This is a genomic window from Acinetobacter sp. P1(2023) (assembly GCF_028367635.1).
Taxonomy (GTDB): domain Bacteria; phylum Pseudomonadota; class Gammaproteobacteria; order Pseudomonadales; family Moraxellaceae; genus Acinetobacter; species Acinetobacter pittii_E.
Window position 1 is genome coordinate 25,409 of the sequence record NZ_JAQNDD010000011.1, and the last position, 26,431, is coordinate 51,839.

Below are 26,431 nucleotides of genomic sequence, written 5' to 3' on the forward strand. Positions count from 1 at the left end.
ATTATCTGGTTGAAATAGTGGCGTGTTAATATAATATAAAGTTTTTTATAGGTTTTTATGAGGTTAACTTAATGTTTTTTTTGATTTAATTTTTTAACTTTAAATGTTTTTCATTAATTTAATTTATGAAAAAATTCTTATTAAAAATAAATTTTTATGATTTATATTCCTTATTTATACTTATAAATATATTATATAATAATATTTTAAGTGCTTATTAGATTAATTTATTTAAAACAAAAAATAATTGTTTTAAAAATGATGTTTCAAGTTTTGTACTTTTTTGTTTTTTTAAATAATTTAAAATAAAACTTGGTTTTAGCTATTTTAATCCTGCCAATAAGGTGTTTCACCATAGACCTCAGAAAAATAATCAATAATTACCCGAATATTTAAAGGCGGATGACGCACATTCGGATAAATTGCTGCGATGTGCTGTGGTTGCGATTTAATAGAAGATTCATATTGCGGTAAAAGTTTGATTAATTTGCCATTCTTTAAAGCCTCACCAATTAACCAGTCAGGAAATAAAACAATTCCCATTCCATGGAGTGCAGCCATCATTAAGCTTTCAGCATTATTTGAAGCAAGTAAGGGCACAATTGGATAATGTATCCATTCCTCATTGGGTTTTCTCACTAACCAACGATTAGGACCTTCAAACCCTTTATAGACTAAGCATTTATGGTCATTGAGTTGTTTAGGATGATCAAGCGCGCCGTATTTAGCAATGTAGCTAGGCGAGGCTGCCAAATGATATTTTTGTGTGCCGAAAATACGTGCATGAAATGATGAATCTGTCAGGGTTCCAATACGAAAAATTAAATCGGTACTATCCCGAAGAGGATCTATAAATTCGTCTGTCTGAATGAGTTCTATTAAAAGCCTTGGATAACGTTCTGATAAACCCGCTAACCAAGGGGCAATATGCCGTTGACCAAAAAATACGGGTGCATTAATTCGGACCAGTCCAGAGGGTTCTATTGTTTTATCTTGCAACGCCTTTTGAGCTTCATCAAATTGCTCTGTAATTCTTTTGGCATATTCAAAAAATAATTTACCCGATTCGGTCGGAGTGATGGCTCGCGTATTTCGATAGAAAAGTTGTTGCCCCAACGCATCTTCTAACTGTTGAATGGTCCGAGAAATCATCGATGACGACACATCTTCTTTTCTCGCCACAATAGAGAAGTTTTGAGCATTATATACACTGATAAAAAAGCGAAGGGTACGAATATCAATCGAATTGGTTAAATTCATCTGTGCAATTTCTGCAAAAGTGATTCATGAATTATGCTGTTTTTCTATTGAATTGACTACTCTAACATTCGTTGTCTAAATAAAATGAGACAATGTTTTATGCAAATTCTATTACTGTTCCTTACCATTTTGGGTGGAATGGGGCTATCCGTAGAGGCAGGGCTTTTAGGGCCATTAGGTACAGAAGTCGGGGAGTTGTGGGCCACTTTTAGTATTTTTGGCGTAGGGGCAGCCCTTACTTTTTTATTAATGCTGTTTTTTAGCCCACGTAACAGCCCTTCATTTTTTACCCTTCCATCTTGGCAGTTATTGGGAGGTGTTATTGGTCCCATCTACGTCATTATTCTCACCATTACTGCGCCGATTATTGGCATTGCCATGACCATGATTGGGATTTTGGCGGGTCAAGTTTTTAAGAGCCTTATTATTGATCACTATGGACTACTCGGAACTCCGCATAGAAAAGTAGACCGTAAGCGTGTGCTTGCGCTTGTTTTTATTGTGGTTGCACTTTCATTAGTCGCAAAAGCATAAGAGGATAATATGACAATATTCATGATTTTATTGGCTGTTATCGGCGGTGCGCTTTTAAGTGTTCAAGCCGCAATTAATGGTCAGCTTGGTAGTAAAGTTGGCGTATTTCGTAGTGCATTTTTGACGTTTTCGGTAGGCGCTTTAATTACGGCATTGCTTATTTTTTACTTTGAGCCAAAACAAACATTAACCCTGCTAGACGTACCTAAATGGCAACTGCTTGGCGCAATGTGTGGTGTTCCCTATATTGTGATTATGGTCTTAGCTATACAAAGAATAGGGGCGGCAGTTGCTACGGTTGCGGTGATTTTCGGGCAACTATTAATGAGTATGTTGATTGATAATTTTGGTTGGTTTGGCAATGAAATTCTGCCTTTTTCAACATATCGATTAGGCGCACTCATCTGTTTAGCGATTGCACTTTATTTTATCTATTCGAGTAGTAAAACGACTCAAATCGAAACCTAAAAACCAATGCCATCATAGTTTTAAACCTAATTGATGGCTTGATTTTCCAGATTTTAATTATTATCTCTCGCCATTTTTCCAAGCGGACTGTACTTGATTGGCAATCGCGGGATAGTCCATAACGAAACGTACATGAGTCTCAACACCTGTTTTTAAGGTCGTATCATCTACAATAAATTCTGGACTATGGTTTGGAGCAGCTTTAGTCATTTCTTGATCTTTAGGGGTCGCACCAAGTGAGATATAAAGAGCAGGCATAAGCTTGCCATAATGTGCAAAGTCATCACTTGCACTGGCATTGGTGTCCATTCGATGCAAATGACTTTTACCTACTGTATTTTCTAAAGTAGGTAAAATTAATTGAGTGAGCATCTTATTGTTATAAGTGACAGGCGCATAGGGCGAAAGTTCAATGTCTGCTTTAACATTATTTGCCAGCGCTGTATGAGTGATCATTTCAGGTAATTGCCTAAGAATATTTTGACGGATGTCTTCGCTATTGGTACGAATGGTTCCTTCCATATCAACTTCTTTGGGAATAATGTTGGCAGCAGTTCCACCAGAAATATGTCCTACTGTCACCACGGCCATACCTTTAGTTAGATCAGAGCGGCGACTAACCATGGTTTGAATATTGTTTATAATGGCAGCAGAAGCAATAATCGGATCTCGACCAGCCCATGGCATAGAAGCATGTACTTGTTGTCCAGTCAGTTTAATCCGAAATTCATCGGCACTATTTAGCATCGCTGCATCTTTATAGAAAATACTGCCACTTGGAATACCAGAAACGACGTGAATACCAAACATAACTTCAGGTTTTGGGTTTTTTAGTGCACCACCGCAATCATCTTTCTCGAACCAATTTGGTCACCTTGACTAAAACCTGCCAAATCAGCAGCTCCTTCTTCGGAGGGTTGGAAAACAAAAACAACAGTGCCTGCAAGTTTATTTTTATTTTCTGCCAATATTTTTGCTGCACCCAATAGCATAGCCGTATGCGCATCATGACCACACGCATGCATTACGGGTTGCAGCTCTCCTTGATATTGTGCTTTTACTTTGCTCGCATAACTCAAATTTGTTTTTTCTTCGATTGGTAAGGCATCCATATCGGCTCTTAATGCCATGACGGGACCAGGCAGATCGCCTTTTAAGATTCCAATAACACCTGTTTTGGCAAAACCTTTTCGAACTTCGACACCATACGACTTCAACTCATTTTGCACTAATTTTGAAGTGTTGAACTCCATGTTGCCAAGCTCTGGATGTTCATGAATATAATGGCGAATTTGGATTGTTTTTGATTCATTTTTAGAAATAGAATCTTTAATCCAATCGGCAAAACTGGTCTGAGCGGTAATGAGTAGGGGTGCCACCAATAATAATTTATGAAATCCTTTCACCGTCTTTTCAAAAGATTTATTCAATAAACAATCCATGTTTTGCCTCAGTAGTCAGTTCTTATTCAGAGGAGAACAAAGGGTCAATATACCCAGTTCTCAATATTAAATTTTGTGATAAAGCGTATTTAGCGTTATGGCTATACACGGTTTACATATGTTAAATGTATAATCACAACCTAACATGTATATACAACTTTATGTTGGTAAAATAGCTTATTTGCTAAAAAGAAAGCAATAATTATCGGGTCCTTCTTAGTATTTTTCTTAAGTTGAACTTATAGATATGGAGTGGAACTGGTTCATATAACATTTGAAAAAATAGAGAAGAGAGCTTGTACTTCTAAAACAGTGTTCAATATTACTTTATATAATGTTAAGTTGAATTACCTAATATGATGAAAAACAATAATTAATTAAATATTTTCTAGCCAATTTCACATTGACACCTTAAATGTTGCAGATTACCATTTGCGGGCTGGCCTACATTGCCAGTCGGTTTTGACGGACCGTTATTTGAACCACATCAGGATTATCTCTTCTGAGGAGTAGTCTTGTGTGCACACCTCGTTCCCTCCCGTTGCGGTAGGGCGGGAGTGGGACACCTTCGGGTGTGCTGGAGTTCAAACCAGTCCGTCAACCTGCTTCCGTTCTGCCACCATAATTTATAATGTTTTGGCAGAACTCCAAGTTTAAAGGAGTCGGCTTTGCACATTCATCATTTATTGGCAGACATTGCCAAGGTCTATAACGACACAACTTAAATCACTTTAAAGCAGCTCGATCGCCGTTAGGCTTTTCAGGCTTTAAATTATTTCGATTAAAAACTTAGCAACAATAAAACTTGAGATGTGCCAAGCACAGTCTTTACGGCTTTGCTGTGCCTTTTTTTCTCCCAGAGAAGGCACAGGCTTTTTAATCTCTTTTGAAACAACAAGAATTTATAACGGTAAAACGATGCCAACTTTAGAAACATCTTCAAAAAAATTACAGGTTATTCATACCGCAATAGAACTGTTCAATACCTATGGATTTCACAATGCGGGCGTGGACCTCATTGCTAAAAAATCCAAAATACCTAAAGGTACTTTTTATAACTACTTTCATTCAAAAGAACGCCTTATTGAAACGTGCATATCCTTTCAAAAAAGCAAACTTAAAGAAGAAGTGCTGGCAATTATCTACTCAAGCCGTTACCGAACCTCAAGCGATAAACTCAAAGAGATTATTGTTTTACATGTCAATTTTAATAGCCTGTACCATCTATTGCTTAAAGCCATTTTTGAAATTAAACAGATTTACCCGCAGGCCTACCGTATGGCAATTGAGTATAGAAAATGGCTGCTTCGAGAACTTTTTGATCTGGTTTTTAGTTTAGAGAACAGCACACTAAAACCCGATGCCAACATGGTTTTAAATCTTATTGATGGCTTGATGTTTCAGATTTTAAGCTCAAATCGTTTGGAGGAGAGGGATGTGGTGGTGGAGAGGTTTTTTTTGGGGGGGTAAGCCGCTAATAGCTTTTATCCTCACCTCTGCTATTAAATATAGTTGAAACTGAGAATTAATTATTTCATATAATAAAATTTTAAATTATTATATTTAAAAGTATTTTATACCAGTCAATAAAAAAGAGTAAATTTGATGACACTTAATAAAACTATTTTTCTTTTTCTACTTTCAGGTCTTATAGTGGGCTGTGGTGGTGGTGGCAGTAATGATACTGTTGCCACAACAAAAGATGAAATTCTTAGTACAGAGTTTGATAATACTACTTCTTACAAATGGGGATCTATTCAGTTTGATACAACATTTGTTGAGATTACAAAGAATTCAAGAAATGGAAATATTTGGTATGCTGATTATTCTAAGTTAGATAAAGGTACAGAACCAGATATTGGACGCTTAATGTTAAGCACAGATGGCCTTTATAAACCAGATGAGACGAAGTACCCATTGGGTTATAGACGTTATATTTTGAGATCTACTTCACAAGATGGAACTACTCTTAGAAAAACGCCTTATAACAAAGATGGTCTAAAAAATATTGTCGTTGAAGAGAAAGGGCGCTGGATTGATTTAACGAATGTCAGAATAAGTGACAGAACTGCCGTATATTGGAATCTCCTTGCAGAGAAAATTCCTACAAGCGTATTTTTTCATCCAGAACCTATTGGTGATCAATTTAAAGATTTTTTAGCTTTAACCAAGAAAAATATATTTCCTGCAGGCGCGAAATGTTTTCAGGTTGAAAGAACAAATTATTCAGTACCTTATTATGTAATTACTAATACAGAAAGTTTGGCTTATATTAATGGTGTTAGTGTTAATAATTTTTCAGATTATGTTTCTTTAGCAGGAGGGAATGCTGTTACTGGAAAATGGGGCAATATACAGTGGGCTTATTTAAATACTGAGGCGAATGATCCAAAGTATTATACGATTTCAGTTTATATGAATATAGACAATAAATTAGCTTCAGGTTATTGGCAAAAGAATCCTAATACTTCAATTGATAGTATTGTTGCCGGTTATGAAAAATCACTTAATTCATTTAATAATAATGATGATGTAATTTCATTCCAAAGTGCGATTGCAGAAGCAAAGAATGAATGCACTTACTATAATTCTGTTGCTTCTCAAAAAATTGAATCATTGATTAATCAGACTTTAGTGAACTAGATTCAGATTATTTAATTTTGATCAAGACTAGTAATTTTTTGAATTATTTTGATCATTATTCATCAGTAGAAGACTTGTAAAGATAAAGCTTACTTGAAAGAGTAAGCTTTTAAAATATTAAAATTATATTGTTTTTTCTTAAAAATTATTTTTGAAGATCAAATTAATAAGTATTCTGGGAATAGTCGAATTAATGATTTTTATGATCCCAGAGGCACAATGACATGAATTTATATCCGATACCTACTGATTTTATTAATGAAAAGGTGACACTTTCATGGTGTGATATCAAATGGGGCTATGAAAATAATTTTCTCACTTCAGAATTACCAATAAAAAAAGCAGAGAATAGTTTATTAACGGAAAACTATACTAACGCTGAACTTGAATTGTCATTCCTTAACCCGAGTGAATCAAATGACATCACTCCTTTTATTAATGAACTATGTCCTAAATTTAAAGAAGATGAATATGAGCACATCAGTCAAAAATGGTTATATGTAATTCTTAGTTGGCTCTGGATTAATCAAGAAAACTTTGAAGATCCATTAGATGAGGTGGAAAGTATTTATACAGATTTTGATTGTCCAGCCGAAATGGATAGTTTTATTAAATATATGCCTCCTACGGATGGATACGATCCCTCATTGTACTCTTATGCAGAAAATATTAATCGCTTAATGAAGAATTGGGAAAATTACTTACAAAAGAGTGCTCTAAAGTACAAATAAAGCACTGTATGATTTATGACACTTAAGAATATTAGACAAATTTTTTAAATAGTGGAGAACCATCAAATGCTACAAGATATTGGGGATCAGTATCCAAATGGCGCAATTAATAAAGAAATTATTGAAAATTTTGCAGCTACTTTAGAAATTACATTTCCACCAGAATATGTTGAACTTATTTCTCAACATGATGGAATTTATCCTGAAATTTCTAACTTTGATTATGTTGACACTGATGGTGAGCTAAATATCAGTACAGTAGAGTTAGGGGGATATTTGCATGAACCTCGAATAGAAGGGATGCAATTTCCCGAAGGTGCTGATGATTATGAAGGAAAATTAATAGGATTTGGATCTACACCTGGTGGAAATTTTATTTGTTTTGATTACAGATTTCCTTGGATAAAAGATCAACCAAAGATCGTGCTTGTTTTACATGACGACTTCTATAATTTTGGAATGAATGAGGGAAAAAGAAAGGTTCTGTACCTAGCAGATAACTTTGTACACTTTATAAATTCATTACATGAATTTATTGAATACTGATTATTATTATTTGAAAAAGCATCACAAAGATGCATGTTTTGTTATTACACATTGCTTAAAAAATATACAGAAACCTCCCTAAAACGAGTTGGAACGCTACAAACGCGAATGATACTTTAAGTTTCACTCTTCCCAATAAGTGAGGTGAGCAATGAAATTGTTAGCTTTGGTTAGCATGGGAGTTGCAGCAAGTTATTGGTATAAAACTATAAAAAATAGCAAGCTAACTCTCAGAAAATCAAATTTTGATGAAATAGTAAAAAACTTTGTATTAGCAGACTTTAAAGTCTAATGCATTTAATAATGTTAATTAAATAAGAAGCTCATCGGAAGATGGGCTTTTTTTATTGGAGTAGTGTTTATTGCGTTTCGAGTTAGTCGGTATTTATAATTGCATCGAATTTTTAAATAAAAATGGCAAATGACAACTACAGTAAGACTTAATCACACATCATCTTCTGGAACTAAAGGAGATGGACGTGATCAGAAAGAAAAATTTATAGATTATTGTGAATATAAGTATTTTCTACCTGATAGTCAGAAATGGGGTGTTTCAGTGAAAACTGAATTAACTCAAGCAGAAATAATAGAAAAGCAAAAATGCAATGACGCTATCAATAATCCTTTCACATCAGAATACTATCTTTTGCTTTGTCTCATAATTATTACGATTATATTTTTCACTTTTTGGAATATGAAAGGTTATCTTTCTATAAAAAGGAGAGAGCAAGAGACAGGAATTAAAGCGAATATATCATTTGAAATGAAAATCATATGTTTAGTTTCATTCTTACTTACTCTCTTTGTCGCGGGAGTATTGTACGTTCTCTATTTTCTTTATCTTAATTATAAATATCAGTACTGAAATATCTAAATTAGTCGAACATGTTTTGCTACAGAAAGTCCCACTAAATATCGAGTATGGGTGGGGCTTTTAATTTACATATACTTTTTAAATAATAAATTATCAAAAGTTAAAGGATCAGGCTTTTTGGAAAGAATAAAAGTTAGGATAAATATGTAAAGCAGATCATGAATATAAAAGAACCAACTTGTCCAAGTTATTAAGTCTAGCCCTGATGGAATTGTATAGATGCCTACTGTGATGAATGCAATAAAACAAATAAAGATTAAGATCACACAAGAAAGTTGAGTAAAAAGCCCGATAGTGAGCAGAAGTCCCAGTACAAACTCAAAAAGAGATACAAAGACAGCCATAAATTCCGGAAATGGTATTCCTGCATGAATTATGGTATCCAACATAATTTGTTGATTCTTTTCTACAAAGAGCTTGTTATAGCCAGTCGTTAAAAAGAATAGCCCAATCGATATTCTTATTAGAGTTAGAGAGAAATTATTAAACTTTGAGGAGTAGAGAGGATTTTGAAAGAATATTCGTAACATAACTAGATTAGTAGGAAGAAATGAAAATAAGAATTTAAAATATGGATTAACTATTCAAGCTTTAGCAAGTTTTGTGATGTATGCAATTTGTCTTTTAACTTTTTATATATAAAGCAAGTAACTGATTTTATTTTGGAAATTAATATACGGTTACAATGCGGTAAGCCTTATTCTATATGGGTTATGGGCAAGGCTTATCTTTATAATTTATGATATATTCGTTTCAAACAGATAATTAATATTTTTAAAATATGAAAATACATATTTTTTTAGGTTTAATGATGAGCCTGCTTTCAGCTTGTTCAAATAATGTATTAAACGGTGAAACTACTAATCAAGCTCAAGAACAGCCACTAGAGAAAGAAGCTCAGCCTCCAGTACTTAGCACAAGTAAAGAATGGGATCCGTCGTTTGATTGCGACCCAGTTAAAGCTAAGAATCTCATAGGTAAAACTGACTTAGCAGAAAAACAGGTACTATCGATAACTAATGCGAGAGTTTATCGAAGTGCTTATGTTGGGGAGCCAGTTACAGAAGAATTTCGCCCAGACAGAGTCACTATCGTTATCGATCCAAAAACTAAAAGAATAGTTGCTAGTATGTGTGGTTAACTTAGTAAATAAACAAAAAATAACGGATTATAATTTTTTGTTTTAGAAATTGTAATTTCCAAGCTTTTCCTTAAAAATATTATATTTACTTATAAAATATTAAGGGAAATCTTTAGGGGATTTGTTTTTCGCCTCAATTTTAGTTGGTTTTTATATAAACAATATATCGCTATATTTAAGTCTTATTTTTGACCAGAAGGTAAAAATGAAAAAAATATTAGCGCTAACAATTTTAATTTCATCATCTTGTACATTTGCTGCATCAAATGAAGGAATTGAGCAGGGCATCCGTAGTTATTCTTTATTGCATGGGGTTAACACAGCAGAAGCAAATAAAGCATTATTTTTAGAAGCTAACCGAGACTCTGCCTTAGATGCTATTGAAGAAGAATTTAAAGGACGTATCGCTGGTATTTATATTGAAAACTTGCCTACATATAAAATTGTGGTCAGAGTCAAAGGTTATGGCCAGAATGAAAAGAGAAATATAGTAGTAGGAAACGCAATTTCTAAAGGTGATCTGCCTATTGATATTCAATACGGGGCTAAAGAAAGTAGAGAAGAGGCTATAAGTCAGATAAATAAAGCACTAAAGCTTGTAAAAAATTATTTTTATACCATTCAAATAGTTAGCTACAATGAAAAAAATGGGAATATAGTTGTTGAAGTTAAAGGAAAAAGCACTGTTGAAAATTTAAAGAAGGTTGATGAAATACAATCTCTTTGGAATAATCCAAATCTACCAATAGAAATTAAATTTGTTAGTTGGTCTATTAAGCCATTATAGTTTGTATAATTGATTCTTCTAAGTAACGATAAAATAATATGTTTATAGAATTTAAAGATTTTAAGAAAAAACGAAACATCGCTTTATTAATTGTAATTTTTCTTATTTTTGGTGGGGCATATTTCATTATTAACAATAAGGGAAATATTCAAAGAGTTGAATCAGTAATATATACCGATAAAACGATAAGTGAGAAATTTGGAGAAATTAAAAGTTATAGTATTCGTAGTTTTGGATCGGACCATTATTCTAGCCCTAAGCGACCAGCTTCCTCTTATAAGATTGATATAACTGGGGAAAAAGCTGATGGAATAGTTGAAATTGATATGAGAAAAGATCAAGAACAGCTTAAATATCTATATACGATTAAAATTACGGATGTAAGTCCTCATAGTTTTCGTATAAGAATAGGAAAACATTGATACATCTTAGTCTTTAAGATTTGTTATAAATCAAAAGAGACCATTAATGGTCTCTTTTGATTAAATCTTTTATTTCTAAAACCTAAACTGCTTTTTGAACCTTCTGTGCTTTTGGTAACGACGGTTTTCTTCCTAAATACAACGCAATCATGGCACCCGTAAATGTCAGCATACATAACGGTAAAAGAGAAATAGGGAAGCTACCCGAATAATCTTTCACAATGCCCATAATAGAGTTCATGAGGCCCGTACCAATATGTGCAATGGTGTTGACCGCTGCAATGCCTACAGCAACCAGAGTCGGTGGTAAGCGTTCAGAAACTAACGCCCAGAAAGGCCCTTTGATTGCGTAGTTACCCATCAAAACGATAGAGAATAAAACTAAGCTCAAAGTTAAAGACGATGTAAAAATAGTAAGGAGTAAACCAAAACTGGTTACAAATAAGGGAATCGCTGTATTTAAGCTCTTATTGCCACTTTTATCGGCATGTACGCCCCAAACAATCATGAAAACTGCAGCTAAGCCAAAAGGAATCATATTTAAGAGACCTGTTTCCATGGCAGTCAGATGGAAGGCTTTTAAAATTTGAGGCATCCATAACGATAAAATATTGCTGGTTGCTGAGCTTCCTGCATAAATAATTGCGAAGAACCATAAATATTTATTGGTAATAAGAAGCTTAAACTTACTCTTTTTCTGCTCAGCACTGTCTTGTTTTTCAGAGTTTAACAACTGGGTTTTCTCAAAAGTTAAAGTGTTTGAGAGCCATTCCTTTTCTTCTTTAGTTAACCATTTAACATTATTTGCATTGTTAGGTAGCCATACGAGACACAATAAACCAAGAAGAATTGCGGGTAAGGCTTCAAGAATTAAAAGCACTTGCCATCCACTTAACCCCAGTAAACCATGTAAACCTAACAATAAAGCAGATAAGGGCGAACCAATAAAGTTAGATAAAGGAATGGCAACCATAAATACGGCAACAATTCGTGCCATATATCGTTTAGGGAACCAGAGCGTTAAATATAGTAATACGCCCGGGAAAAAACCAGCTTCGGCAGCGCCGAGTAAAAATCTTGAAATCGAATAAGAAATGGGGCCGGTAATAAAGGCGGTACAGCAACCCACAATTCCCCAAGTAATCATGATTCTGGCAATCCAGATACGTGCCCCCAGCTTTTCCATTGCCATGTTGCTGGGAATTTCAAATATAACGTAGGCAATAAAGAATAATGTCGCACCAAAGCCAAACGCGGTAGCAGTTAAACCAATTTCTTGGTTCATGGTTAAAGCGGCGAATCCAATATTCACCCGATCAATATAAGCGATAAAATAACAAAGAATGAGAAAGGGAAGAATACGAAAAGAAAGTTTACGGATCGTTGACTTTTCTACTTCCGATATAGATATATCATTTTTCATACATACTCCTTATGTACGTGAGAAATCAAACAGCTCGGTTGGGTTCTGATTTAAAATTAAACATTGCTCGTGTTTATCAAACACAATCTGTTTAAAAGTTTTAAATGCGTCCTCATAAGTTATTGAAGATTCATGTTGGGTATGCGGCCAATCGCTTCCCCAAATGAGTTTTTGTAAAAAACCTTTTTCTTTGAAAATGTTATATGCCTTCTGGGCTATATTTATGTTGTTAGGCGTAGTACCTAAACGGTAGAAACCGGACACTTTAATCCAATGCTGTTTTACATTAAATAAGCTTAGAAACTTCTGATAATCTGGATCTTCAATCCCTTTAACTGGGTCAACTCGGCCAAAATGGTCAATCACGACATCAAAACTATAGTCACCCAATTGTGGTAAAAGCTGGACCAGATATTTTGGTGGAGCGTGCAATTCAACTTGCCAGTTGAGACTTTCCACATTTCGTAAAAACTTTTGCCATTCAGGCGTATTTAGCGAAGGTGGGTTAAGACCGAATAGATTTAAGCGAATACCGACGATGCCTTGTTCTTTAAGTTGCAATAGCTCATCAAAAGTCGTCGTATGTTGAACAACCGCGATTCCTTTTAAACGGTCAGGGTATTGCTGAATTGCATTTAACATCGCTTGGTTATTTGTACCCAAAAAGCTGGGTTGAACTAAAACGCCATGCGTAAAATTGTGTTGATCAAGATGAGAGACAAAACTTTGTACAGTTGCATCGTAATCAGGTGCGTATCGTGCTGTTTCGATACTATGGTCCTGAGTCGAAAAAACATGTGCATGTGTATCTATACAGTTCATTTCCATCTCACATTACAAATTTTAAAGCGAAAATAGCGATTAAAGCAGCAATGACTCCTACAGGAATTGCTTTAAATAACAGTTGATTAAAGAATTTGGTTTTGTCGATATCTGCTGGCGCTGAAGCCATAATGAGGCTACCGCCAGACGAGAAAGGTGAAATCGCCGTAGACTGAGCGCCAACCACAATACAAATAAACAGCACTAGCGGATTTAGCCCAGAGGTAAGTGCAAGTGCTGGAACAATTGGGAATAAGGTAGGAGCAACTACGCCTAGAGTGCTTGAAAATACAGACATAATGGCACTGATGAGACATAACAATACTGGAATGACCCACACAGGAACATTGTTTGCTAACCATTCAGATAGGGTCGTAATAATGCCAAGCTTCACACCTAATGCGATGAGCATACCGACACCGCAAATCATGATCAGTGTTCCCCACGGCACAAGTGCAATGACCTTTTTCTCATCAGCAAGTTTCATAAGTAAACTAATGAGCGAGAAGGTAATGGCAAGGAAGGCAATATCAATTTTGGAGTTTAAAAAGCTGATGGTTTTTACATCTGGAAATAAGAGGTGCAAGATTGGAAAAACTAAAACAATCGACATCATTAAAATAATAAGGAAGATAGATTGTTTCTGTTTTTTGTCGAATGGCTCAGGCTTTTGATCTTCAATAACAATTGAATTACTTTTTCTATTCCAGAGGGTATAAATGCCCAACACTGCAATTGGAATAATTAAAGTTAAAACAAAAATGCCACTGCTATATGAAAAAGCTGTTTGTGAGCTAATGCCAGTATTTTCCATTAAACTTCGGAAAATAATGCCACTTTGTGATGTCATAAAATTTGCGCCAGCTAAAGCGCCGTAATTTGCAGCCATCCCACCAATAATCATATTCATATTGGTTTTTTTACACAGCAGCAGGGTAATCGGTGCCATAAACGCAAGTACCGTATAAAAACCTGCGCCTAGGCCTGCAATAATGGTTGCTGCGAAAAAAATTGCTAGAGGTAAAAACTGAGGAAACTTACGGCACTTGTATAAAAGATGACTAGCGAGCTTTTCTAATGCGCCATTTGCCAAAGCAAAGTTATAGAACAGAGTGACGGATAAAATAATAAAGAAAATTTTGACAGGCCATAATTCAATAACTTCGGACGGTTTAAGTCCCATGCCGAAGCAACCAATCAGGTAGGCAAACGCTATCGTAAAAAATCCGATATTAATTTTCGTTTTATAACCTAAACCTATCGATACGGCTAAAGCCATTAGCATCAATGCAGTCATATTATCTTCCTTGATAAATATATAAACATCTAAACATATATATGTTTGGTTTTTTGTATTACACAGAACTATGCTAATATTGTCAAATCGATTTCAGAATGTTTAACGCAAATGCTTGATGAGACTGCATTTAAAAATTTTAAATTGCCAAGATATGAAAAGGTCCGTTGGGAACTTCAAAAACTACTGATTCAGTCAAAATGGACAGTTGAAGAGCCTATTCCAAGTGAACAAGAACTTGCGCAAATGTATAGCGTATCGGTAGGAACCGTTAGAAAGGCGGTTGAAGGACTGGTTGAAGACGGCTTATTAGTTAAACAGCAAGGAAAAGGAACTTTCCTAAAACAACCTAATTTTGAAAATTCGCTCATTCGTTTTTTTAGATTACGCAATAAGAAAGGCGAATTCATTCAGCCTCAAGGCCAAATCAAAAAAGTAGAAGTGTGTGATGCAATATCGGAAGTAAATGCCGAGCTGGGGCTTGGGCTTACCGAAAAGTTACTTTATATCGAGCGTGTCCGTAAACATGAAGAAGTCGTTGTTTTAAGCGAGAAAATCTGGCTGCCTGAACGCTTATTTAAAAACCTGGAAGAAATTCCAATCGCTGATTTTGGTAACTTGCTTTATCCATTTTATTATCAGCACTGCGGTCAGTTTGTTTCTTCTGCGACAGAACGGTTAACTTTTGAGAAAAATATTAAAGACAGCTATCTAAATAATAATCTTGAAGATCCTTTAGTTAAGGTATGCCGCATTGCAAAGAATCTTGAAGGTGTAGCAGTCGAATACCGTGAGTCTTATGGTCTAGCCGATAATTTTCATTATGAAATAACAATTAATTAATTCTTTATGCAGCTTAATAGAGATTTCCTCATTAAGCTGCAAAAGTTGGTTCACTAACGTTAGGAAGCGAGTCATTACCCCATAAATCGAGCATCGGCTATTCCTTGAATGCCTATACTTTGTGCTGGTATTTATAAGGTATTGATAACAAATTCTTAGTTGTAAAAAGCTTCAGCCCATTCTATTTTTAAATAGAAAAGGGAGTGAATTATGAAAAATATTTTATTGATTTTGACTGTATTAAGTGGATTGAGTTTAACAGCTTGTGCTGTTCATACACGTGAAGGAAGCGTTGTGATTGATCCAGATGGTCGCTTGATTGATGGTGGTTATCATGACGGTGGTAGTCATGGCCGTTTCTGTCCTCCTGGACAAGCAAAAAAAGGGAATTGCTAAAACTTAAAATAATTGCATATATGACTAGATTTTCTTAGAACTTCCTTCGGGAAGTTTTTAGCTGTTAAGCACCCGCTTCTCAAGCATCTCCATAAAAGTTTTTAAAATATTATTATGGTTTTTGCCTTTATGAGTGATTAAGCAAATGGGGGTGCTGTAATGCATTTTTTCCTTTGAAACAGCTTGCATAAAACCATCTTCAACCCATTTCTTTGCATAGTGGTCGGGTAAAAAACCTAAGAATTTTCCTGTTAAAATTAGAAACGCAATTCCTTCTCGGTCACTTGCAGTCGCTTTACAGTCTAAAAGCTGGTGCAACTTTGCCGCTTCCGATGTAATCGCATAATTAGGGAGTACAGCTTGCCATTTTTTTAATTCATCTAAATCCATCTTGCTACATTTGCCAAACAAGGGATGGTTTTTGCCGCAATATAAAAACGAACTTTCACTATATAAATCAAAATAGTCCAAACCGGACAAAGGCGTAACAAGGGGAATAACGCCTGCATGCAAACGGTTATCGAGCACACGGCACTCAATATCTGACAGAGTACTCATACTAATGTTAATAATTACTTCAGAATGTTCTTCGGCGAGTTGTGTCAACGTGTTGGTGATATAGCCTCTTGGCATCGTTACAAGGTTATTAATAATCCCAATATTAAACTCGCCCTTAAGGCGGTTGTGCATTTGATTAACTTTGAGCGAAAATCTTCGATAGAAGCTGTGAGTACTTCGATATATTCTAAAATTTCCCGTCCTTCATCGGTGAGGGCAAAGCCAGCGCGACCACGTTGGCATAGCCGAATACCCAAACGATTTTCTAAATCACTCATATGCAAACTAATTGCAGAGCGGCTAATACCAAGAATGCTTTCAGCAGATGTAAAGCTATGACAGTCACAAACTGTTTTGAAAATTTTAAGAAGTTTTATATCAAAATCAGTAACTTGATTTAATTTTTTCGGTTTCATTTAGTTTTGTTTTTTTAAATCTAAACTCAAGATAATTTGAATTTATCAAACTTATCACGCTATGTACACTCAAAACATAATTTGAAAATAAACAGGAATGGTTATGTTTGATACGGATAAATTCAGCGACTCTGAGCATACTTCGGAAGCGATTCAAGCCAATAATAATATTCATATAAATTATCAGGCACACTGGATGCCTTTCTCTGCAAATCGTAACTTTGCTAAAGACCCGCGCATGATTGTGGGCGCAAAAGGATCGTACCTGATTGACGATTCCGGCCGAGAAATTTATGACTCACTTTCAGGACTATGGACTTGTGGTGCAGGTCATACCTTGCCTGAAATTCAGCAAGCGGTAAGTGCTCAGTTAGGTCAACTCGACTACTCACCAGCTTTTCAGTTCGGCCATCCGTTGTCTTTTAAACTGGCAGATAAAATTGTTCAGCATATGCCTGAAAAACTACAACACGTTTTCTTTACCAACTCAGGTTCAGAGTCGGCAGATACCGCTATCAAAATGGCACGTGCATATTGGCGTATCAAAGGTAAACCAAGTAAAACCAAATTGATTGGTCGTGCCCGTGGCTATCATGGTGTAAATGTTGCAGGAACAAGTCTAGGTGGTATTGGCGGCAACCGTAAAATGTTTGGTCAACTGATGGATGTAGACCATTTGCCGCATACCTTGCAGCCAAATTTAACATTTACCAAAGGCTGTGCAGAAACAGGTGGGGTAGAGCTTGCTAATGAAATGCTTAAGTTAATTGAGCTACACGATGCTTCAAATATTGCCGCCGTGATTATTGAACCTATTTCCGGATCAGCAGGTTGTATTGCACCGCCAACTGGCTACTTACAGCGTTTAAGAGAAATCTGTGATCAGCATGACATCTTATTAATTTTTGATGAGGTAATTACAGGTTTTGGCCGTTTAGGAACGTGGACCGCGGCAGAATATTTTGGGGTTACGCCAGATATTTTGAACTTTGCTAAACAAGTCACCAATGGTGCGATTCCTTTAGGTGGCGTGGTGGCAAGCCATGAAATTTACTCTGCTTTTATGCAGCAAGACTTACCGGAACATGCCATTGAATTTACCCACGGCTATACCTATTCGGCACATCCTGTTGCTTGTGCAGCCGCTTTAGCTGCGCTTGAAGTTTTAGAAAAGAAAAACCTATTCGCTCAATCTGCAGCGTTGGCACCAAGTTTTGAAAAAATGCTACATGGCTTAAAAGGCGCACCGCATATTTTAGATATTCGTAACTGTGGTTTGATCGGTGCTTTGCAATTAGCCCCACGTGATGGCGATGCCACAATCCGAGGCTTCGAGCTTGGTATGAAACTTTGGAAAGAAGGATTCTATGTTCGCTTTGGAGGCGACACCCTTCAGTTCGGGCCAATGTTCAACAGCACTGAGGCTGATATTGACCGCTTAATGAATGCCGTGGGCGATGCGCTTTATCAAGTGAATTAAGGCATATAGACATTTTACGGGTCTCTATAATTTTAATGGATACCCTTCAAAAACCAAATCAAAAATACAGATTGATCTGAAAACCAATTGTAGTAAGGAGTAACAACAATGACAAATGGCCTAGAAAATTTTAGCTATGACGAAGCTTCAACTGAAAATAGTACGCATAGCGAACAAGCCAAAAAAGTGCTAGGGCATTTCATTCAAGGAAGAATTGTATCTAAAACGGCAAGAAAACAGCCAGTTTACAATCCTGCGACGGGTGAAATTAGTAAAGAAGTCGAAATTGCAGATGCACAGACGGTAAATGAAGCTGTTCAGGCAGCCGAACAAGCATTTCCTGCATGGCGAGATACGCCTGTCATTAAACGTGCACGTGTCATGTTTAAATTTAAACAATTATTAGAACAAAATGCCGAAAAGATTTGTGCTTTGATTGGACAAGAGCACGGTAAAATTTCTCATGATGCTCAAGGTGAACTTCAACGCGGTATTGAAAACGTTGAATATGCTTGCGGCGCACCAGAGCTTTTAAAAGGGGAATATTCAAAAAATGTCGGCCCTGATATCGACTCATGGAGCGAGTTCCAACCACTAGGTGTTGTGACTGGTATTACACCATTTAACTTCCCAGCCATGGTGGCGTTGTGGATGTTCCCAATGGCGCTGGTTTGCGGTAACTGCTTTATTTTAAAACCTTCTGAAAAGGCACCTTCTGTGGTTTTATACCTTGCAGAACTATTAAAACAGGCTGGTTTACCCGACGGCGTGTTCAATGTGGTGAATGGGGATAAAGAAGCGGTAGATGCCTTATTGCATCATCCGCGCATTCAAGCAGTCAGCTTTGTGGGTTCAACACCAATTGCTGAATATATTTACCGTACAGCGACTTCAACGGGCAAACGTTGCCAAGCATTAGGCGGTGCGAAAAATCACGCGATTATTATGCCGGATGCCGATATTGATAACGTAGTAACTTCATTGCTAGGCGCAGCTTTTGGTTCTTCAGGCGAGCGTTGTATGGCACTTTCGGTTGCGGTTGCTATTGGCGATGAAGTTGCCGATGTCGTGATTGATAAGCTGACTCAAGAAATGAAAAAATTGAAGTTCGGCAACTATGCAGATGCAAGCAACGACTTTGGTCCACTCATTACCCAAGCACATAAAGACAAAGTGCAGGCTTATATTCAAAGTGCAGAACAACAAGGCGCAAAAATTGTGGTAGATGGCCGTGATGCAAAACCGGCAGGCTACGAAAAAGGTTTCTTTGTTGGACCAACTTTAATTGACCAAGTCACACCAGCTATGACCAGTTACCAACAAGAGATTTTTGGACCTGTACTGCAAGTTATGCGTGTAAATACTATGCAAGAAGCCATGCAACTGATTAATGACCATGAATATGGCAATGGGACATGTATTTATACCCGTGACGGTGAGGCAGCACGCTATTTTAGCAGTCACATTCAAGTCGGTATGGTGGGTATTAATGTTCCTTTACCTGTGCCTGTTGCTTACCATAGCTTTGGTGGTTGGAAACGTTCATTGTTTGGTGATTTACATGCGTATGGTCCAGATGGTGTCCGTTTTTACACACGCCGTAAAACCATTACGCAACGCTGGCCATCTGCGCAAGTCCGTGAAGCAAAACAATTTTCAATGCCAACTCTAAATTAATTATTGCAATAAGGGGAAGACATTAGTTTTCCCTTTTTCATTACCGTAGGATTTTCAAACATGTAATAGATTTTTATATGGATATATTTTTAAGGATTGAAATATGAATAATGATAGAACAAAAAAATTAGGCGAAGGACTTTCAAATCGCCATATCACAATGATTAGTATTGGCGGTGTTATTGGCGCAGGTTTATTTGTCGGTTCATCTTCTGCCATTGCCAAGGCAGGCCCAGCGGTTATTCTCGCTTATTTAATTACCAGTATTATGGTATTTCTGGTGATGCGAATGTTGGGTGAAATGGCCGTTTTAGAGCCGGACACTGGTTCATTTTCTACCTATGCCCGTAAAGCGATTGGCCCGTGGGCAGGTTTCACAATTGGTTGGTTGTATTGGTGGTTTTGGGTGCTCGCAATTCCGGTAGAAGCTATTGCAGGTGCTGAAATTTTACATTCATGGTTTCCGAACATTTCTGTTTCTATCTACGCATTTTGTTTTATTGTATTTCTAAGCTTAGCTAATTTTTTTAGTACCAAAAGTTTTGGTGAGTTTGAGTTCTGGTTTTCCTTAGTCAAAGTGGTAGCCATTATTGGCTTCATTATTATTGGTATTTTAGCAATTTCAGGTTTTTGGCCATTAGCTAAAAATGTAAGTGGGGTTGCCAATTTATACAATAATGCCGGTTTTATGCCACACGGTATGGGAGGAATTTTATCGGCAATTTTAATTACTGCATTCTCATTTTTTGGCGTAGAAATTGTCTCGATTGCAGCAGCAGAATCATCAAACCCTAAACAGAAAATTAGACGGGCAACGAACCTCGTGTTGTACCGTATTATTCTTTTCTTTGTGGTTTCAATGTTTATTGCCGTTTCACTTATTGATTGGCGTTCGCCAGACCTACAAAAATACGGAACATTCCAATACGTTTTAATGAGTTTGAACGTACCAGGTACTAAACTCATCATTGATACAGTCGTGTTCATTGCTGTGGCAAGTTGTATGAATGCCGCAATTTATACATCTTCTCGAATGTTATTCCGTTTGGGTACCCGTAGTGAAGCCCCTCAAGCAGTAACTAAAGTCAATTATGCAGGTGTACCTGCAATTGCGGTGTTCTCTTCAACTTTTATTGGTTTGATTTGTTGTATTATCAATTACGTATTCCCGGGAAAAGTATTTGGTTTATTGCTCTCAAGTACTGGGTCAATTGCTTTGCTTGTGTATTTAGTCATTGCATTCTCTCAACTGCGTTTACGACATAAACTGGAAGCTGCTGGAGCAGAAATTCCATTTAAAATGTGGCTATTTCCATGGCTCACTTGGTTTGTGATTATTATTATTCTAAGTGTATTGGCTTATATGTTCTTCTCGCCAGCATACAGTTATGAAACTACTTTATCTTTAGGGGTAACTTCGCTTGTGATTGTTTGTGGGTTGTTCGTCACGCGAAAGCGTAAAGCAACCAGAGCGGTTGCCATGAATCTAGATTAAATTAAAAAAGAGACCATAAAAGGTCTCTTTTTTCTCGCATGTCCCAAGATTTAAATGATCTATTTCTGAGCCGTATCAATAGAGACTAAAACGGATAAGCCGGGACGCAATAATTTAACGTCTTTTTGATTTTCAATAAGCTTGATTCGTAAAGGAAGACGCTGAACAATCTTGGTAAAATTACCAGTCGCATTGGTTGCAGAGATTGGAGAGAAAAATGCACCAGTTGATGGTGAAAAACTATCTACCACACCTTTTAGCTCAACGTTATAAGCATCTACATAGACATTAACAGGTTGTCCGATCTTAATTTGTTTTAACTCAATTTCACGGAAGTTGGCTTCTACATAAACTTGATCTAAAGGAACAACCACCATGAGTGGATTACCAGCGCTCACAAAGTTACCTACGTTAGCTGACTTTTGACCAATCATGCCATCAATAGGCGCACGAACTTCTGTATAACTCAAATTCAGTTTTGCTTTATCAAGTGCCGCCTGTGCTTGTTTAAGAGCAGCTTGTTTGGCTTGTACCTGAATCTTGTATTGGTTGAGCTGATACTGTGCATCAATCACTTTTTCTTTACTGCTGTCTAAGTCGGCATATTGTTCAGTCAATGTAGTTTTTGACTGTTGCGTAATCAATCTAGACTCAGCTCCAAGTGCCTGTAGTTGCTCATAACGCGCCGTATTATCTTTTGTGAGTTTAATCCCAGCTTCTACTTTTCTAAGCTGCGCTTCAGTTTCTCGAATAATAGTGGGTTGTCTATCAACTGCGAGCATCGCTTCACTCACGTCAGCTTGTGCTTTAGCATAATTAGATTCAGCCTCAGCCAAAGCAGCTTGATAATCGCGCGCATCAATCCTTGCTAAAAGTTGGCCTTTTTTTACGGTCTGATGATCTTTAATATAAATTTCCTCAATATTGCCAGATACCTTAGGGGCAATAGTTGAGTACTCTACATCTACACGTGCATCGTCTGTTTCAACAACCGAAGAGGGTAAAAATATAAGTTTTAAAACCCATAAAATAGATGCTAAGACAATAATAAACGCAATAGCCATAACCCAATGCTTTTTGAGAAATTGCACCTTGGTTAACTTGGGCGGTTCGGTATGGGTGGTGTCTTGGGCTTCGAGAGTACTCATAAAGATTTTCCTGAGTTATGACTATTCATTAACTTAATGAGAGCAATACGTGGCGGATAAGTTCGAACTGGCAAAATCAACATCACAATGAATAAAATAGCGGTAAGACCAGCTAAGATAAGATATTGATCGCTGATGACTAAAACAGATTGTTGCGCTTGAATCGCAGAATTTAGAGCAGATAAACCACCTGAAACACGATCTGCGTCATTTGCAGTGAGCACTGGTGGAGTAAGTGGATTAATAACAGGACCTTGAATATTTTGGAAAACATGTTGGGCGGTATTTTCAATCAGCCGTGTTGAATGGTATTCACCGCGTACTCGATTGATCCAGTCTAAAATACAAACACCCAGTACACCGCTAATCGCACGCGGGGTGTTAATCATCGGTGATGCATAAATTGCCATGGTGGGGTGAACACTGTTTGTACCCATCATTAAGAGTGAGAGCACTACACAGGTTTGCCCCAAACATGAGATTGCATGCCAAAAATAAAATTGGTCTTGATTCCATGTGGTATCAAGTTGACTTGCACCTAGGCAACCAGCAATGACCAGAAGTAAACCAAAACCGTGTACATAGCGACTATCCACCCAAGCTTGATTTAAAAGCTTCACCACAATAGGAATATAGATAAATTGCAATGCCGCAATTTGTAAGCCAATCCACATGGTCTGGGTCGGTTTATAGCCATGCACAGCACTGAGGTAATTCAGTGGCAATGTGCTGGTGGACATACCAATAATGACAAAGCAAAAGAGAGCGAAAACAGCATATGCAAAATTTCGTATTTCGAGCATTTGCGGCTTAATTAAGGGTGACGGATAACGCCATTCATGTATAAAAAACCAAGGTAAAGTAATTGCACTAATTAAGGCCAATACACAAATTAATTGAGAATGGAACCAGTCTAAATGATTGCCATGCAATAACATGGTGCTCAGGCTTGCTAAGCTAATAATCGCTAAAATGGCACCAGTCCAATCGTAAGTTTTTATTCTTGAATAATTTAATGGGTCTTGGGGAATACCAAAATAAACCAGAGCAGCGCTCAGCGCACAAAAAGGAATGGTTTGGAAAAATATCATTTTCCAGCCAATCACATCTAAATAAAAGGCAGAGAGTGCGGCACTTAAGTTCGGAAAAAAAGTCGCAGTTAACGCATAGCAAGCGAGGCCCCATAGCCGAATGTCAGGTCCTAAAAATCTAAGTGCACAGGCCATGAGTAAAGGAATGGTTAAACCATTGGCGAGCCCTTGTAGGCCACGCAATACATAAAATATTTCGATGTTGGGGCTAAAAGGAATTAAAACGCTAGAGAAGAGGCAAAGTCCTATCGCAAAAAGAAGAACTCTGCGCATAGAAAAAATAACGGCCCAACTGGTAGATAGGATCATGCCAATAATCATGGCACTTGCGTAAATACTGCTGACCCAATAACCAGAGTCGACACTAATTCCCATCGCGCCACGAATATCGACCAAGGTAATGCTGGTGATTCGGTTGTTAAATTCAACAGTCATTGCTGCGAATATTGCACCTGCCAAACCGATGAGTGGTCGTATATTCATCTTTTACCTTAAATTTTAAAATGAGCTTACTGCAATAGCAGTTATTGAGCTCAACTGTACCGATCGGTACTGTACTATCTTATTAAATTTACGTCAATTCTCGATTTTGAACTTTTCGATGAGTTACACTAAGAATGAAATTGCTAAATATGTTTGTAGGTTCGTATGTCTGATTGCACTAAAACGAATGAGAAAGATCAAAAAATTCTTGATGCAGCAACAAAGTTTTTTTTGATTCACGGCTTTAGTGGTACAACCACAGACATGATTCAAAAGGAAGCAGGGGTTTCCAAAGCAACCATGTATGGTTGTTTTAAAAATAAAGAAGCGATGTTTGCTGCCGTCATTGAACGTCAATGTACCAACATGCAAGAGCAAATTATTTTAGTCGAGACACAAGCTAAAAACTTACGCTCAGCTTTAACCGAGATTGGAAAAACTTATCTTTGTTTTATATTGTCACATTCAGGATTGGCTTTTTTTAGAGTTTGTATTGCAGAAGCGGTTAGATTTCCCGAGTTATCTGAAAAATTCTTTGAAGTGGGTCCACAACGACTGGCGAATATTATTGCGAGCTATCTTGAAAAGTCTGTGAAACAAGGAGAAATTAAATTAACATCTTCTTCGGAAGTTGCAGCAAATATATTTTTATCACTGTTAAGAAGTGATGCCCATCTAAAGTGTTTGACTCATCCTGAGTATTTAATATCAGCCGATGAAATTAGTGTTTGGGTTAAATATGCGGTCGATTTATTTTTAAAAAATATCAATTATAAACTAGATTAATTTGGGGAATTTGCTCCCTACAAAACCTTAAATGTAGAAGTAAAAAAGAGACCAACTTGTGGTCTCTTTTTAATTTTTAGATGGCTTCTTTGGTCATCTCCCCATTGACCAATCTTAAAATCTGCAATGGGTTGCTGTCTTTTAAGGCTTCCGGCAATAAACTTTGCGGGTAGTTCTGGTAACACACTGGGCGCAAATAACGGTCAATAGCCAAAGTTCCAACAGAGGTACCTCTTGCATCCGAGGTTGCTGGGTATGGCCCGCCGTGCACCATGGCATCACACACCTCAACACCCGTTGGATAACCATTGATGAGTAAACGGCCTGCTTTTTCTTCTAGCACAGGAACCACATCTGCAAACTCAGTTAAGTCTGCTTCATCGGCAATTAAAGTTGCTGTCAGCTGTCCATTCATGCTTTGTAGGGCTTGAAGGAGCTGGGCTTTATCTCCAACCTCAATCACCACTGTCGCTGGCCCAAAGATTTCTTCTTGCAGAAGCTGGTCACCTGCAAGTAATAGCTCAACATCAGCTTTAAATAGTTGTGGCTGTGCCTGATTGCCTTGTTGAGTATTGCCCGCCAAATGTTCAATGCCTTGATGCTCGGTTAAATGCTCAAGACCAGCGGTATAGCTTTTTAAGGTTCCGGCATTCAGCATAGTCTGTGCAGGTTTGCCACCGATAATTTCGGTTAGGTTGTTAATGAGCTGGCTAAATTCAGCTGATTTAATACCTAAAATTAAACCCGGATTGGTACAGAACTGACCACAGCCTAAAACAACTGAGTCGGCTAAGTCCTGTGCAATTTTTTCACCACGGTTTTTCAAGGCTTCCGGTAACATCAGCATTGGGTTAATACTGCTCATTTCCGCAAAGACTGGAATTGGCTGTGGACGGGCTGCAGCCATGTCACATAAAGCACGGCCACCGCGAAGAGAACCAGTAAAACCTACAGCCTGAATTAAAGGATGCTTCACCAGTGGTTCACCCACACCATTCCCATAGATCATGTTAAATACGCCTTTAGGCATATTTGATTTTTCTACGGCACGTTCGATTGCCTGAGCTACAAAGTCTGCTGTCGCCATGTGACCACTATGCGCTTTTATTACCACAGAACAACCCGCAGCAAAAGCTGAAGCCGTGTCACCACCCGCAGTTGAAAAAGCGAGCGGAAAGTTACTTGCCCCAAAGACTGCCACAGGGCCAACACCAATTTTAATCTGGCGTAGGTCTGGGCGAGGTAAAGGCTGACGCTCAGGTAAAGCTGTATCAATACGGGCACCTAAAAAGTCGCCGCGACGCAACACTTTAGCAAATAGACGCATTTGTCCACTGGTACGGCCACGTTCACCTTGTAAACGGGCAAGTGGCAAAGCGGTTTCTTGCGAAATAGTCTCTAGAAAATCGGTGCCCAAGGCATCGAGTTCATCAGCAATGTTTTCTAAAAAGGTAGCACGCTGTTCAGGTGAAGTATGACGGTAAGTTTTAAAGGCTTGGCTAGCTGCTTCACAGGCCTGATTAATTTCCTGTTCGGTTGCATGGTGAAACTCATAAGGCAAAGCCTCACCAGTTGTTGCATTCACACTTTTCAATAAAGTTGTACTTTGTGCGCTACGTGAACCGCCAATAAAGTTGTGTCCGATAATGGTCATAACAAATATCCTGA

At 37.3% G+C, this 26,431-nt stretch carries 25 protein-coding genes and 2 pseudogenes; 17 read left to right on the top strand and 10 right to left on the bottom strand.

Annotation, left to right across the window (positions count from 1 at the left end):
* Positions 1–327: 327 nt before the first annotated feature.
* A complete protein-coding gene (locus tag POD11_RS14950) occupies positions 328–1,260 on the bottom strand; it encodes a LysR family transcriptional regulator (protein WP_262457718.1) in 933 nt (310 codons plus the stop codon).
* A gap of 99 nt (positions 1,261–1,359) precedes the next feature.
* Between POD11_RS14950 and POD11_RS14955 the strand changes: the two genes are divergently transcribed.
* Positions 1,360–1,794 (top strand): DMT family transporter, encoded by a 435-nt coding sequence (locus POD11_RS14955; RefSeq protein WP_004792134.1) that lies wholly within the window; start codon positions 1,360–1,362, stop codon positions 1,792–1,794.
* 9 nt (positions 1,795–1,803) lie between these two features.
* Positions 1,804–2,262 carry a DMT family transporter gene (locus tag POD11_RS14960; RefSeq protein WP_262457719.1) on the top strand — a complete coding sequence of 153 codons (459 nt, stop codon included), beginning with the start codon at positions 1,804–1,806 and terminating at the stop codon, positions 2,260–2,262.
* 60 nt (positions 2,263–2,322) lie between these two features.
* Here the strand turns inward: POD11_RS14960 and POD11_RS14965 are convergent.
* Positions 2,323–3,704 (bottom strand): annotated as a pseudogene (locus tag POD11_RS14965) (amidohydrolase).
* A gap of 918 nt (positions 3,705–4,622) precedes the next feature.
* On the opposite strand from POD11_RS14965, the gene POD11_RS14970 reads away from it, so the two are divergent.
* The 6 genes from POD11_RS14970 to POD11_RS14995 all read left to right on the top strand — a co-directional run bounded on the left by POD11_RS14970 (position 4,623) and on the right by POD11_RS14995 (position 8,489).
* A complete protein-coding gene (locus POD11_RS14970; protein ID WP_262457821.1) occupies positions 4,623–5,174 on the top strand; it encodes a TetR/AcrR family transcriptional regulator in 552 nt (183 codons plus the stop codon).
* Between the two features lie 135 nt (positions 5,175–5,309).
* Complete coding sequence (locus POD11_RS14975) at positions 5,310–6,347, top strand: hypothetical protein (RefSeq protein WP_262457721.1); 1,038 nt, start codon at positions 5,310–5,312, stop codon at positions 6,345–6,347.
* Positions 6,348–6,571: 224 nt separating this feature from the next.
* Positions 6,572–7,078, top strand: a complete 507-nt coding sequence (locus POD11_RS14980; protein ID WP_262457722.1) for a DUF2247 family protein — start codon at positions 6,572–6,574, stop codon at positions 7,076–7,078.
* Positions 7,079–7,144: 66 nt separating this feature from the next.
* Positions 7,145–7,624 (top strand): SMI1/KNR4 family protein, encoded by a 480-nt coding sequence (locus tag POD11_RS14985; RefSeq protein WP_262457724.1) that lies wholly within the window; start codon positions 7,145–7,147, stop codon positions 7,622–7,624.
* A 151-nt stretch (positions 7,625–7,775) separates the two neighbouring features.
* Positions 7,776–7,916, top strand: a complete 141-nt coding sequence (locus POD11_RS14990; RefSeq protein WP_016140922.1) for a hypothetical protein — start codon at positions 7,776–7,778, stop codon at positions 7,914–7,916.
* A gap of 129 nt (positions 7,917–8,045) precedes the next feature.
* On the top strand, positions 8,046–8,489 hold the full coding sequence (locus tag POD11_RS14995; protein ID WP_262457726.1) for a hypothetical protein: 444 nt from the start codon (positions 8,046–8,048) through the stop codon (positions 8,487–8,489).
* A gap of 74 nt (positions 8,490–8,563) precedes the next feature.
* On the opposite strand, the gene POD11_RS15000 is transcribed toward POD11_RS14995, so the two are convergent.
* Positions 8,564–9,028, bottom strand: a complete 465-nt coding sequence (locus POD11_RS15000) for a DoxX family protein (protein WP_262457727.1) — start codon at positions 9,026–9,028, stop codon at positions 8,564–8,566.
* A gap of 281 nt (positions 9,029–9,309) precedes the next feature.
* Between POD11_RS15000 and POD11_RS15005 the strand changes: the two genes are divergently transcribed.
* The 3 genes from POD11_RS15005 to POD11_RS15015 all read left to right on the top strand — a co-directional run bounded on the left by POD11_RS15005 (position 9,310) and on the right by POD11_RS15015 (position 10,848).
* Complete coding sequence (locus tag POD11_RS15005; RefSeq protein ID WP_239969333.1) at positions 9,310–9,639, top strand: serine protease inhibitor; 330 nt, start codon at positions 9,310–9,312, stop codon at positions 9,637–9,639.
* 205 nt (positions 9,640–9,844) lie between these two features.
* Positions 9,845–10,426, top strand: a complete 582-nt coding sequence (locus tag POD11_RS15010; RefSeq protein WP_239969331.1) for a hypothetical protein — start codon at positions 9,845–9,847, stop codon at positions 10,424–10,426.
* Between the two features lie 38 nt (positions 10,427–10,464).
* Positions 10,465–10,848 (top strand): hypothetical protein, encoded by a 384-nt coding sequence (locus POD11_RS15015; RefSeq protein ID WP_262457728.1) that lies wholly within the window; start codon positions 10,465–10,467, stop codon positions 10,846–10,848.
* Between the two features lie 82 nt (positions 10,849–10,930).
* On the opposite strand, the gene POD11_RS15020 is transcribed toward POD11_RS15015, so the two are convergent.
* From POD11_RS15020 to POD11_RS15030, 3 genes are read right to left on the bottom strand one after another with little or no spacing between them, the layout of a single operon-like run.
* On the bottom strand, positions 10,931–12,271 hold the full coding sequence (locus POD11_RS15020) for an MFS transporter (RefSeq protein WP_262457729.1): 1,341 nt from the start codon (positions 12,269–12,271) through the stop codon (positions 10,931–10,933).
* Between the two features lie 9 nt (positions 12,272–12,280).
* The gene (locus tag POD11_RS15025) at positions 12,281–13,093 is read right to left on the bottom strand and encodes an amidohydrolase family protein (RefSeq protein WP_262457730.1); all 813 of its coding nucleotides are present in this window, start codon (positions 13,091–13,093) and stop codon (positions 12,281–12,283) included.
* A 7-nt stretch (positions 13,094–13,100) separates the two neighbouring features.
* Entirely contained in the window at positions 13,101–14,390 is a 1,290-nt protein-coding gene (locus POD11_RS15030) for an SLC13 family permease (protein ID WP_262457731.1), read from the bottom strand.
* A 111-nt stretch (positions 14,391–14,501) separates the two neighbouring features.
* Between POD11_RS15030 and POD11_RS15035 the strand changes: the two genes are divergently transcribed.
* Together POD11_RS15035 and POD11_RS15040 are read left to right on the top strand one after the other, a co-directional pair.
* Positions 14,502–15,233 (top strand): GntR family transcriptional regulator, encoded by a 732-nt coding sequence (locus POD11_RS15035; protein ID WP_262457732.1) that lies wholly within the window; start codon positions 14,502–14,504, stop codon positions 15,231–15,233.
* Positions 15,234–15,443: 210 nt separating this feature from the next.
* Complete coding sequence (locus POD11_RS15040) at positions 15,444–15,629, top strand: hypothetical protein (RefSeq protein ID WP_016140932.1); 186 nt, start codon at positions 15,444–15,446, stop codon at positions 15,627–15,629.
* Between the two features lie 57 nt (positions 15,630–15,686).
* Here POD11_RS15040 and POD11_RS15045 read toward each other — a convergent pair.
* Positions 15,687–16,603, bottom strand: a pseudogene (locus tag POD11_RS15045) (LysR family transcriptional regulator).
* A gap of 97 nt (positions 16,604–16,700) precedes the next feature.
* Here POD11_RS15045 and POD11_RS15050 point away from each other — a divergent pair.
* From POD11_RS15050 to POD11_RS15060, 3 genes are all read left to right on the top strand, one after another.
* Positions 16,701–18,083 (top strand): aspartate aminotransferase family protein, encoded by a 1,383-nt coding sequence (locus tag POD11_RS15050; RefSeq protein WP_262457735.1) that lies wholly within the window; start codon positions 16,701–16,703, stop codon positions 18,081–18,083.
* Between the two features lie 108 nt (positions 18,084–18,191).
* The gene (locus tag POD11_RS15055; RefSeq protein WP_262457736.1) at positions 18,192–19,760 is read left to right on the top strand and encodes a CoA-acylating methylmalonate-semialdehyde dehydrogenase; all 1,569 of its coding nucleotides are present in this window, start codon (positions 18,192–18,194) and stop codon (positions 19,758–19,760) included.
* 103 nt (positions 19,761–19,863) lie between these two features.
* The gene (locus tag POD11_RS15060) at positions 19,864–21,255 is read left to right on the top strand and encodes an amino acid permease (RefSeq protein WP_262457738.1); all 1,392 of its coding nucleotides are present in this window, start codon (positions 19,864–19,866) and stop codon (positions 21,253–21,255) included.
* Positions 21,256–21,314: 59 nt separating this feature from the next.
* On the opposite strand, the gene POD11_RS15065 is transcribed toward POD11_RS15060, so the two are convergent.
* Together POD11_RS15065 and POD11_RS15070 are read right to left on the bottom strand one after the other, a co-directional pair.
* Entirely contained in the window at positions 21,315–22,403 is a 1,089-nt protein-coding gene (locus POD11_RS15065; protein ID WP_262457740.1) for an HlyD family secretion protein, read from the bottom strand.
* Positions 22,400–23,977, bottom strand: a complete 1,578-nt coding sequence (locus tag POD11_RS15070) for an MFS transporter (RefSeq protein ID WP_262457741.1) — start codon at positions 23,975–23,977, stop codon at positions 22,400–22,402. The genes POD11_RS15065 and POD11_RS15070 overlap by 4 nt, the downstream gene beginning before the upstream one ends.
* 165 nt (positions 23,978–24,142) lie before the next feature.
* Between POD11_RS15070 and POD11_RS15075 the strand changes: the two genes are divergently transcribed.
* On the top strand, positions 24,143–24,763 hold the full coding sequence (locus POD11_RS15075; RefSeq protein WP_262457742.1) for a TetR/AcrR family transcriptional regulator: 621 nt from the start codon (positions 24,143–24,145) through the stop codon (positions 24,761–24,763).
* 76 nt (positions 24,764–24,839) lie between these two features.
* On the opposite strand, the gene POD11_RS15080 is transcribed toward POD11_RS15075, so the two are convergent.
* Complete coding sequence (locus POD11_RS15080; RefSeq protein WP_262457743.1) at positions 24,840–26,417, bottom strand: aldehyde dehydrogenase (NADP(+)); 1,578 nt, start codon at positions 26,415–26,417, stop codon at positions 24,840–24,842.
* Between the last annotated feature and the right edge of the window lie 14 nt (positions 26,418–26,431).

Coding starts and splice junctions, on each gene's coding strand:
- POD11_RS14995 (WP_262457726.1), top strand. CDS start 8,046: ATGACAACTACAGTAAGACTTAATCACACATCATCTTCTGGAACTAAA.
- POD11_RS14975 (WP_262457721.1), top strand. CDS start 5,310: ATGACACTTAATAAAACTATTTTTCTTTTTCTACTTTCAGGTCTTATA.
- POD11_RS15020 (WP_262457729.1), bottom strand. CDS start 12,271: ATGAAAAATGATATATCTATATCGGAAGTAGAAAAGTCAACGATCCGT.
- POD11_RS15040 (WP_016140932.1), top strand. CDS start 15,444: ATGAAAAATATTTTATTGATTTTGACTGTATTAAGTGGATTGAGTTTA.
- POD11_RS15015 (WP_262457728.1), top strand. CDS start 10,465: ATGTTTATAGAATTTAAAGATTTTAAGAAAAAACGAAACATCGCTTTA.
- POD11_RS15060 (WP_262457738.1), top strand. CDS start 19,864: ATGAATAATGATAGAACAAAAAAATTAGGCGAAGGACTTTCAAATCGC.
- POD11_RS15000 (WP_262457727.1), bottom strand. CDS start 9,028: ATGTTACGAATATTCTTTCAAAATCCTCTCTACTCCTCAAAGTTTAAT.
- POD11_RS15005 (WP_239969333.1), top strand. CDS start 9,310: ATGAGCCTGCTTTCAGCTTGTTCAAATAATGTATTAAACGGTGAAACT.
- POD11_RS14990 (WP_016140922.1), top strand. CDS start 7,776: ATGAAATTGTTAGCTTTGGTTAGCATGGGAGTTGCAGCAAGTTATTGG.
- POD11_RS15035 (WP_262457732.1), top strand. CDS start 14,502: ATGCTTGATGAGACTGCATTTAAAAATTTTAAATTGCCAAGATATGAA.
- POD11_RS15025 (WP_262457730.1), bottom strand. CDS start 13,093: ATGAACTGTATAGATACACATGCACATGTTTTTTCGACTCAGGACCAT.
- POD11_RS14955 (WP_004792134.1), top strand. CDS start 1,360: ATGCAAATTCTATTACTGTTCCTTACCATTTTGGGTGGAATGGGGCTA.
- POD11_RS14980 (WP_262457722.1), top strand. CDS start 6,572: ATGAATTTATATCCGATACCTACTGATTTTATTAATGAAAAGGTGACA.
- POD11_RS15055 (WP_262457736.1), top strand. CDS start 18,192: ATGACAAATGGCCTAGAAAATTTTAGCTATGACGAAGCTTCAACTGAA.
- POD11_RS15075 (WP_262457742.1), top strand. CDS start 24,143: ATGTCTGATTGCACTAAAACGAATGAGAAAGATCAAAAAATTCTTGAT.
- POD11_RS14950 (WP_262457718.1), bottom strand. CDS start 1,260: ATGAATTTAACCAATTCGATTGATATTCGTACCCTTCGCTTTTTTATC.
- POD11_RS15070 (WP_262457741.1), bottom strand. CDS start 23,977: ATGAATATACGACCACTCATCGGTTTGGCAGGTGCAATATTCGCAGCA.
- POD11_RS15030 (WP_262457731.1), bottom strand. CDS start 14,390: ATGACTGCATTGATGCTAATGGCTTTAGCCGTATCGATAGGTTTAGGT.
- POD11_RS15080 (WP_262457743.1), bottom strand. CDS start 26,417: ATGACCATTATCGGACACAACTTTATTGGCGGTTCACGTAGCGCACAA.
- POD11_RS15010 (WP_239969331.1), top strand. CDS start 9,845: ATGAAAAAAATATTAGCGCTAACAATTTTAATTTCATCATCTTGTACA.
- POD11_RS15065 (WP_262457740.1), bottom strand. CDS start 22,403: ATGAGTACTCTCGAAGCCCAAGACACCACCCATACCGAACCGCCCAAG.
- POD11_RS14985 (WP_262457724.1), top strand. CDS start 7,145: ATGCTACAAGATATTGGGGATCAGTATCCAAATGGCGCAATTAATAAA.
- POD11_RS15050 (WP_262457735.1), top strand. CDS start 16,701: ATGGTTATGTTTGATACGGATAAATTCAGCGACTCTGAGCATACTTCG.
- POD11_RS14960 (WP_262457719.1), top strand. CDS start 1,804: ATGACAATATTCATGATTTTATTGGCTGTTATCGGCGGTGCGCTTTTA.
- POD11_RS14970 (WP_262457821.1), top strand. CDS start 4,623: ATGCCAACTTTAGAAACATCTTCAAAAAAATTACAGGTTATTCATACC.